The organism is Streptococcus sp. HMSC057G03 (assembly GCF_001808745.1).
GTDB lineage: Bacteria > Bacillota > Bacilli > Lactobacillales > Streptococcaceae > Streptococcus > Streptococcus parasanguinis_Z.
Genome location: NZ_KV794421.1, coordinates 42490 through 52085, shown reverse-complemented (window position 1 = coordinate 52085; position 9596 = coordinate 42490). Strand labels below are relative to the sequence as shown.

Annotated in this window: 8 protein-coding genes and 1 pseudogene; 7 read left to right on the top strand and 2 right to left on the bottom strand. The window is 31.0% G+C overall.

Annotated features, from left to right (window positions below):
• Nucleotides 1-410 precede the first annotated feature (410 nt).
• Nucleotides 411-692 (top strand): autorepressor SdpR family transcription factor, encoded by a 282-nt coding sequence (locus tag HMPREF2686_RS03330; protein ID WP_070449196.1) that lies wholly within the window; start codon nucleotides 411-413, stop codon nucleotides 690-692.
• The gene (locus HMPREF2686_RS03325) at nucleotides 679-1314 is read left to right on the top strand and encodes an SdpI family protein (protein WP_070449193.1); all 636 of its coding nucleotides are present in this window, start codon (nucleotides 679-681) and stop codon (nucleotides 1312-1314) included. Before HMPREF2686_RS03330 ends, HMPREF2686_RS03325 begins: the two co-directional genes overlap by 14 nt.
• Nucleotides 1315-1499: 185 nt before the next feature.
• Here the strand turns inward: HMPREF2686_RS03325 and HMPREF2686_RS03320 are convergent, their stop codons facing one another.
• Nucleotides 1500-2534: a hypothetical protein gene (locus tag HMPREF2686_RS03320; protein ID WP_049514761.1), complete on the bottom strand. Its 1035-nt coding sequence runs from the start codon at nucleotides 2532-2534 to the stop codon at nucleotides 1500-1502.
• A gap of 216 nt (nucleotides 2535-2750) precedes the next feature.
• Between HMPREF2686_RS03320 and HMPREF2686_RS03315 the strand changes: the two genes are divergently transcribed.
• A complete protein-coding gene (locus tag HMPREF2686_RS03315) occupies nucleotides 2751-3521 on the top strand; it encodes a hypothetical protein (protein ID WP_049514762.1) in 771 nt (256 codons plus the stop codon).
• 824 nt (nucleotides 3522-4345) lie between these two features.
• The gene (locus HMPREF2686_RS03310) at nucleotides 4346-6079 is read left to right on the top strand and encodes a hypothetical protein (protein WP_070449191.1); all 1734 of its coding nucleotides are present in this window, start codon (nucleotides 4346-4348) and stop codon (nucleotides 6077-6079) included.
• A gap of 218 nt (nucleotides 6080-6297) precedes the next feature.
• On the opposite strand, the gene HMPREF2686_RS10745 is transcribed toward HMPREF2686_RS03310, so the two are convergent.
• A complete protein-coding gene (locus HMPREF2686_RS10745; protein WP_070449189.1) occupies nucleotides 6298-6723 on the bottom strand; it encodes a helix-turn-helix transcriptional regulator in 426 nt (141 codons plus the stop codon).
• Between the two features lie 283 nt (nucleotides 6724-7006).
• On the opposite strand from HMPREF2686_RS10745, the gene HMPREF2686_RS03300 reads away from it, so the two are divergent.
• The 3 genes and pseudogenes from HMPREF2686_RS03300 to HMPREF2686_RS10525 all read left to right on the top strand — a co-directional run.
• Nucleotides 7007-7246, top strand: a complete 240-nt coding sequence (locus HMPREF2686_RS03300; protein ID WP_048788775.1) for a hypothetical protein — start codon at nucleotides 7007-7009, stop codon at nucleotides 7244-7246.
• A gap of 120 nt (nucleotides 7247-7366) precedes the next feature.
• Nucleotides 7367-7573 (top strand): hypothetical protein, encoded by a 207-nt coding sequence (locus HMPREF2686_RS03295; RefSeq protein ID WP_049514765.1) that lies wholly within the window; start codon nucleotides 7367-7369, stop codon nucleotides 7571-7573.
• A gap of 824 nt (nucleotides 7574-8397) precedes the next feature.
• Nucleotides 8398-9596, top strand: a pseudogene (locus tag HMPREF2686_RS10525) (hypothetical protein); the annotation flags it as partial.

The window sequence follows — 9596 nt, the reverse complement described above, 5'->3', positions numbered from 1 at the left end:
TTCGAACTGCGTCAACGTACCTAAGCTCACTACCGTTCACTAAGGGAATAAGGAACGTAGTTTTCGCTTCACTCAAACTGCATCAACGTACCTAAACTCGCTGATGCTCGTAAAGGTACGTAGAGAAAAAGCCACCGGTTTTGGTGACTCTTATAGGGAGATTATTATGAAAAAGTTTAGGATTTTCTATCAAACAAAGTTAGGAGGTCTTCATTTGATGGTTTTATTATAAGGCTGATTTCTTAAAGAAAACTTAAGAAAAGACGCTGTTTATAAGAATCGGTCTTAGGTCTGATATTTTTTTACAACAGAAGCTATTTAGATTTTTTTCTAAATAGAGTTGACAAACCCATCCGAAAGTACTAGAATCTATTTAGAAAGATTTCTAAATAGATTAGAGGAGATAGAGAATGAATTTTGCACAAACATTTAAAGCTTTATCGAATCCGATAAGAAGAAGTATCTTAGAACTGCTAAAGGCGGGGAAATTATCTGCTGGAGATATCGCTGGCCACTTTGATGTAGCAGGAGCGACCATTTCCCATCATTTAATCCTCCTCAAGCAGGCAGATTTAATTCGAGAGGAAAAAGAGAAGAATTTTATCTACTATGAACTCAATACTTCTGTCTTGGAGGATTTAATGGTCTGGCTCGTTGATTTGAAAGGAGACTCTACTGATGAAAACGAATAAAAAACTATTGCTATTAACTTCTATGGTGATCCTTTTACCCATGCTTTGGGGGTTGATAATTTGGCCACAATTGCCTAACCAAATCCCGATTCATTTCAATTTTGCCGGCCAGGCCAATAACTTCCAATCGAAACCCCTGGTTGTGTTTGGTCTTCCTATTTTCGATCTCATGGTGCATTTGTTTATGATCTTTATGATCGGTCGCGATTCTAAGAATAGCGCTATGAATGAAAAAATGATCAGAGCGATTTACTGGTTGACCCCAATCGTTTCCTTAAGTACCTCCTATCTCATCTATAGCAAGGCGCTAGGATCTACTACCAATCCATCAGTTTTTGTTTCGGTTCTGCTAGGGCTCATCTTTGTAATCATGGGCAATTACATGCCTAAGCTAAAAGTGAATCACACGGTTGGAATCCGTCTGCCTTGGACCTTACAGAGTGAAGATAACTGGCACAAAACTCATCGCTTGGCAGGGAAATTGTGGGTCCTCGGAGGTTTGATCCTCCTACTTGAAGCAGGCCTTCAATTCGCGCTGTCTTATGTACTGGTGCTGGTCATCCTCACCATTGTCCTTATCCCTGTGATGTACTCTTATCAGTTAAGTCGGAGAAATCGTTAGTATGAAAAACAACCAGAGAAGAAGCAGTCGTGAACGGTTTCTTTTCCGGTTGTTTTTGCTTGTTCATCGTTTCAAATTTAAAACTTTCAGGAAAATAGGTCTTTTTCGGAAAGTTCTAATTTTGTTGTGTAGAAGTTCATAAGCACATAAAATTTGTTTTCGAAAAAATAAATTAATCGAAAATATTATATACCTAGTTCTAAAATTTCCTCATGCCAAAAATCAAAAGACTCATTAATATATAATAAAACATTAAACAATTTAAGAAAATCCTTCTTTGACATATCATTTTCCCACCGTCCATGATTAATCATATTCCTGTTAGGTTTATCAGAATTGAAACGAGGAGTATATGCAAAAAAATCATACAGCCAACTTATTAGCCCAATATCATAAATAGTATTGCTAATAAATTTATCTTGTAACGTTTGATTTAGCACATTCACTGCTCCTTTCCCCACCTGAATTCCATCTTTTTTATTTCGATTTAATGATTTTGTTTCTATTTTTTCATAAAATCTATTTATTGCACCATCAATCGCTATTGTCGCAAGGGTATATGCCGAATAATAATTTCCACTACTATATGAATCAACCATTGATTTCACTAATGGCTTTGAATACCAATCAGACTCTTCCAAGTCTACTACTTTTTCACTATTATTTATAATATCTTCTAACAGAATATACCATTTCGTTTCTAATTCTTCTAAATTATCAGATATTAAATCACTAACTGGATCTCCATTTTGAAAAAAAACAACCCACCCTTTACTAGCTAAAAGGATTATATTTTCTCTGATTTTTTCATATTCTTCAGCTGAATATAAAGGTTTAAGTACATTAATTGAATCACTAAGGCTCAATAGTATTTCAAGGTATGACTTCTCAAAAGTTGCAATTGTTTTCTTAACAACTTCTGTTGTCTTTTTAAGGAATTCTGTTTGCTGTTCTTCTATTTCAGCAAATACTTTAGATGCCTCTTTAACACCACTATTTTTCATAACCTCAGCATATTTAATTATTGGTGAGTTCAACATCATGCTTTCAATTGCTTTCATAGCCGATAACTGCGTAACATCTAATCCCGCATTTATTCTGGCAATATCTCCTAAAGCCATTATTGGAATTCCTTGCCTATTTAAATCACCTACAGTTGCTTTGAAGCCATTTACACTAACAGGGATCGGATTTTTAACTTCTTTTGATTCTCTTTTCATATGCCCTCCAAACAAGGTAAAGTAACAATAAATTACATTACCTTATTGTATTTCCTCTTTAATACGTTGTATTAATTGGTTAGTAATTGCTATCAACTTAAATTTATCAATTATATCTATCATTATTATATCATTAGTTAATGGAATTTTTTCCCTGCAAAATATTATACCCTTATGCTACAATAATTATAAAAATGAGAAAGAGAGAGTTTTATTATGAAGAATCCTTGGCTAGAAACTGAGCCCCGAATTTTTGGTGATAAAAAAATAATTGTTGCTAGTGACGACTGGAAATATTTTGAAAAATTATTAAATACCTCAGAAAAAATTAAGGATTTACAGTTAGGTATCTATCCGCAACACTTTGTGGGAGATCTAAAAAATGCTGAAATTATGATACTGAGCCTAAACCCAGGATATAAAGAAGAATACGAGCGTGCTTATAAAAATAAACAGGGATATGAAGATATTATAAAAAACAATCTAGAAATGAAAAATTCACGTTTTCATGCCCTAGATTTAGCAACTGAGGATGACCTAGGTTATTGGGGAAAAAGATTGAAGTTTTTGGTTGACGATAATAAAAGTAAAAACAAGAAGAAAGACACTCTAGATTCTTTAAAAATAATAGCCCAAAATATTGCACTTGCTGAATTTTTCCCGTATCATTCTGAGTCTTACGATGACTGGTTTGACAAGATTCCAACGAAAGCAAAAATAGATACTGAAAAATATCTTCCATCTCAAAAATTTCTTTTTTATGAAATTAATCAACGAATAAAAAAGAAAGATGTAATCATCGTACTTGCTCGTTCCTTTAGAAAGTGGTACGAGGCAATTCCTGAATTAAAAGATTACGAAAAATGTTATGAAGTGACAAATCCTAACAACCCATCACTTAAGCCTGAATACATATACAAAGTAGAAAGAACCTCTGTTAAAACAGAAATGGAAGAAATTATAAGAGAAATCAAGAATAGATCCTAAATAAAAAAAGTATCTATCAATAGACAACTATTTAATTTTACTTAAAAATATCTGGCAACTATATTTTTAAAAAATTAAAATTTCCTTCCTTGGAAGATTATATAATCATTAAATCGAAGTTTATTTGTACCAAATTTGTACCAAATTGTATTTCAAATCACTTTTATTCGAAAAATATTTTTAATAAGAATCCCTCTATTTCAAGTATCGATTACTATTTTCTTCTACACTAAAATGAAGGATTTATTGCATTCGGCATCAAACTACACAAGAAAAAGCCTATTGTGACTGGCTTTCTTTGATATTAAATTTCTTTTTGTACCAAATGATTATAAAAGTTATTGAATGTTTATCAAGTCCATCATTTATTTTCTCTTGTAATGTATGATCATAATCTTAGCTAATATGGGAATAGCTTTTATCAATATTCTAAAGATATTTTAGAAATGCTCGAAACTATCTTTTCAGAAAAGATACATTTTTCGGAAAGTTAAATGTACAAAGGAAATGTTAGCAGATGACTGTTATAGAGAATGTCCCAGTGTATTAAGGAACTTAAAAAGACTTGACAAACTAAAGAAAAACGCTTACAATATCACTATGCTGTGACTTCCATTGTTGGCGAACTAGAGTCGCCCAGAAGGAGGAAAGACCATGAAAATGGATAACAAAACCCTTGCTCGTCTTGAGCTAGCAGCAGAAGTCCTTTTAGCACTAAAAGAAATTGTTATCAAGTATAATGAAATCAATAATAAAAGGCTAGAAGGTTAGCATACAGTTTTACTGTATGCTTTTTATTTAAATTTTAGAAATGGATTGAAAATATGATAATAGAAAAAAATATAGTTTCTATCAAAAATCAGGCAAATTATTTTAAGTCACTATTTGAGAGTAAAATCTTTGAGGGACCATATAAAAATTTTATACGAAATACAGCTAGAAATCGTTCGGATTTTCCTATCTTTCCTATTGCTTCAGATAATTATTATTTTTATAAGGCATATGAGAATTTACTCCAGACGTATATCCGAAACTATTTAATAAATCCTATTTTAGAAGAATTGCTGACTGAGAGTGGTTATAAAGTTGATAGCTACCTTGAGAAAATAAGAATATATAACGGGTTTAATAATGAAAAAATAGAAAATTACAATATTTGCCCATTTCAATTCATTTTTATAAAGAATAATCTTAGATATGGGGTAAGATATACAAAATTATATGATACTGATGATATTGTAAAAGATTTGATAAAAAATTTTCAGATAGATAAAGTAATCATTTTACATTTTTCAGATGAACAAGATTTTGGATTAAACCAATATCGAGAAGTAATAAATATTTCTGATTATTCAATTAAAACGTTTTTTGAAGAGTTTATAAATGGAAACTTATACAATTGTTTTTTGACCACATTAGAAGAAGTGATCGAAGAAATGCATAAGTTAATCGGATTTAACACAATTCCTAGGATAAATATTGCAAATGTTACTAGCGTTAAACTTGATTTAAGAGAAACTATAAAAAATATAGATTTTCAATTATTAACTTATAATTCATCAAAAGAATTTGATTCTTTAGGCAGAAATGATTTATCCAATATTTGTTCAAATTTAGAACATGGTAAAGCTCAAGTGTTGATAGGGGAATCAGACTTCGCCCAATCATATATCACTTCCGAATATTTGTATCAGGTGTTAGTCTATAAATTTAACAATAATAAATTAGAATATAAATTTGATTATACTTCTGTTGTAGCCGGTTATTTAAAGACAATTGAACAGTTTCTTTACAAAATTTTATGTTATCAGATGGATTATGACAGAAGTGAGAAATGGATCAAAAGAGGGAAAAAGTACGTCAAGAGGAATCACAAAAGGAAGTATCCTAGAGAAGAGGAAGTAAGGAAGCATCCAGATAATGATGAAGGAATTTATCAAGTTTTAGTTAGTCGTAATAATCTTAAATTTATGGATATTAGTTTAGGTTCACTAATCTGGTATGTATCCGATAATGAAAAGTGTTGGAATCTAAGTGCCCAGGGAAAAGAGTTATTAAATAAACTTTTATTGGATTATAAAGATTCCGTTCGAAATGGGTATTTTCATAAACACAACCTAGAAGATATTGAAGAAGTAAAACGTATCAGAGAAAATACTTTATATCTTTTATGTTTTATAATTGGAGGTTTAAAAGATTTTGATATTACTAAATTTGGTATTCTAGATTTTTCATTTAATAATTTCTTTCTTGCGATTTCTAAAGTGCCAAAACATATACCATTGTATATTCAAGAAACAAAAACAAGCCAACCAAAGCTAATGAAACTAGTTTATGAACAAGAATCTGAAAGTTATAACGTAGATGGTCTACTGGAGAATAATCTTTATTTTGCTGAAGTGGATGATCCTAACAAGTGGTATGAATATATTAATCAAGTTCCTAAGGATGATTTGGTTATTTTCAATACTAATAATGTGCCTTACCGAGCAGAGTATGTTGGAAGAAGTACAGACGATGGCTTTATAAATAAAGTTGAATTTTATAGAAAAGATTAATTAGAAAAGAAATAGATCATCTCTCAATTCTTGATATATAGTGCATTAACTTTATAGTGCTTGAATGATTTAATTAGATTTTTCTTATTTTTAAGAATACATACTTCAACACTTCCGTTCTATTTCGGAAAACACAATAAAAAGCTCCTCTTTGAAACTTGTCATAGTTAAAAGAGGAGCTTTTCCTTTTTGATGATATTTAGAATATAAAGTTTCTGTCATTTATTTTTTTTATTAAATCCATTGACAACAAAAGGGATCAGTGCACCAATTATTTTCCCTGCAGTAACAGCAGATTTTGAGGATACAATTAATTTAGAAGCCTGAGAGATTTCATCAAAATCTAGATTTTCTGCTTCAGCTTTAGACAATACTTCTAATAACATTTCAGCACGCTTAGCTCTATCAGAGTCGGTTGACTTTAATTTTTCAATTTCAAAATCAACTACTGTTCGTATTGCAATGTAATGTAGTTTGGTTAGTTTGCTATTCTTTGTTTCTAAATTACTAATGGTCTGTTTAGTGACTCCAATAAGATCACCTAAATCAGCACTTGTCCAATTTAAAATTTCTCTAATAGACTTTAAATTGTCTTGCAGTATTTGTCTTGTTTTCTCATTTGAGGGATATTTTTCTTTTTTCATTTCACGGCACCTACAATTCTGTATTTACATTATAACAGAAATATGGGACATAAAAAAGCATTGTTTTGGTCAATATTATAATTTAAATAAAAAATAATTGACAAATTAAAATTAATGGACTATAATATCGGTATTCTTAAGAAAGTGAGGAATAAAGTTATGATTAGCTTATTAAAAATAAAGTGAGTCATATGTTTGTTCTAGTTTCTGTGTCAGAAGCATGACCAGAAGTTTTTTTGAGGTAGTGTATACCCTGCCGTTCCATTATAGGAGGAAAGTCTTAATGAATTTACAAGTAATGCTTAATATTGTGTTGATTATTGGAATGATCTATTTTGTTGTTAGAAGATATATTATTGCATCAAAATTTACAGATTATATGATTAAGAATGGCGGGGAAGAAATTGAATTTATAAAAGAGAACAACTTGAGTTTCTCTGAATGTGTAAAATTGCTTAATAAAAAACATAAAATTGGGATAGTCAATGCATTTTCTGTTGTAAACTGTTTAAGAGAAAAGTAAGATGATCCTTTAATTTCGTTAATAAAAATAGTCGAAGTAACAGTATTTGCTATGGATCAGGCTGAGTCTGATAATGTAGAAGATTCATATACTTGTTTATTAAAAATAGGAGTTTATATTATGTCAAAATTATACGAATGTAGTGAGTGTGGTGAGTTGTTTTCCAAGCATGAAATTGATTGGGAAGGTAGCGATGAGAGGGATGAGGTGTATTACTGTCATGACTGTTCAAGATTTTTAGAACAATGTGGTATTGATGCAATGGATCCTGATGGTTTTGGTTATGATGAGTATGGAAACTGGGATTCGGAACGGTTAGGTTTGTAGATAGAAAGTTCTTTAATATGTTCATGAAATAAAGTTCAAAGATACATTTGATGCAATTAATTGTTTATAAGAGTCTTTTGAAAAGCATTTTGCAGAGAATTAAATTAAGTTACCACTAATTAAGAGGAGGATTATAACCATACTGAAATTTCCCTCATTCAATAAAACTTATATAAATTTTTTGAAATAAAAATTTTAAGTGAAACTGTTGAATGCCTTTATTAAGCTATTCTAAAATGATCTAAAACAAAACCTTGTCAAACCAGGCTTGAAAAAAGCTCGTAAAGCATCACAATTTAGTAAACGTTAAAACTTATTTACTCTTATTGAAAGCATTTCGTATCAAAAATACGGGATGCTTTTTCTGTTCACCCCAAATTTTTGTAACTAGGTGATACTTGAAACCGACCTAAACTATTCCCCAATTTAAAAAATATTGATTCATATTTTATGAAATGAATAAGTAGGTCTCGTTCTGAAAAGCCTTGATAATACGCTGTTTTTAATCCAACTGAAACTCATACTTTTCAAATTAGGTTATATAAAATGGTAAATAACTAAAACACTTCTCCCTATCCAAATATAGATAGGGGTTTTTATTGTTCATCACTCGTTCTAAACATTCAATGCTAGATTGAAGATGAAAAGTACAATATTCTCTATCTTGTTCATTAAAATATCTGTTATAACAGCATATAATACACTTTTTTGAAAAAAGATAAAATGTTGGGAAAGTTGTTAGTGAAGAGTACAGCTTTAAGTTGCATTTAGTCACTGATTTATGGCATAATAAACATATTAAAATTAAAGGAGCTATTTTTCTTATGAAGAATAACTATGAAAACAACTATAAAGGACATGGATATTTCCGTAAAGCAAAAGCATTTGGTTTAGTAAGTGGTATTCTAATTGGTACTTCACTTATTTTTGGAACTCAAGTTGCATCTGCCGATGAAACAGCAGCTACTACAAATACCAATATCCAAAACGAAGCAGCTACTGCTACAAATAACAGTAACCAAAATGAATCAGTTTCTGCCAACTCCACAGATACTGCTACAACTAACAGTAGCCAAAATGAAACAGTTTCCGCCAACTCCACAGCTACTACAACCTATCCTTTAGTAGATAAAGATATCGACAAAAAGATAAAAAACGGAGATTCATACTACTCTCCAACGTTGATTTTAGAAGATAACGTTACCTACTATGTACCTAATGTAAATGATACCCGTGGAAATGTAACATTTACTGACAATGGAATAGCCCCAAGAGTTGATAGCGAGGGTAACATTGTGTCAGTAGGGAAACCTAGAGTCATTTCTATTGGTACTGAATACAGAGCTGAAGTAAAAGACATTGATTTCGAAGAAAGAATCATTGAAAATCCATTTAAGCCTGTAGGTTATCGAAACGTTTTGATTGAAGGAAAAAAAGGTAAACATTATAGAGTATACTATGGTTTTTTCGATGCTACTTCACGACAATATCTTCCGCAAATAGCTGGTTCGACTTTGTTTCCTGAACATCAATATGTCGAAGTTGGAACTGGTGAAAGAGTCTCAGAAAATGTCAAAACTGTATACGAAGGTAGAGTTACATCAGAAGCTCTCTTTACTAGAATTGTGACACCATCAAACAAAGACAAACCCGCTACTATTATTGTAGGACTTAAACCTGTCATCTTTAAAAGAACTTATCCTGCAATGGTTGAAGTAATTGAAAATCCACTTATAAAATCTAGTCAATCAAAAAGACTTAGAGATCCAAAAGATGGAGAAGAAATTACGACCTTTACTTATACAATGGACCCTGAAACTGGAAAAGTATCTCGTAGTGAGAAAACAACTGGTTCAAAAGAATATGTGAACTCTCTTTTTGAAAATGGAGTTTACGACCGTATTAAACATCCTAAATTCAAACCTTTAGCAACTTCATATATTACTGCCGATACATATAAAAATGGTAAGATAGCTGAAAATCTTGTAACCCCTGAGAAACCTGTGACTCCTGAGAAACCTGT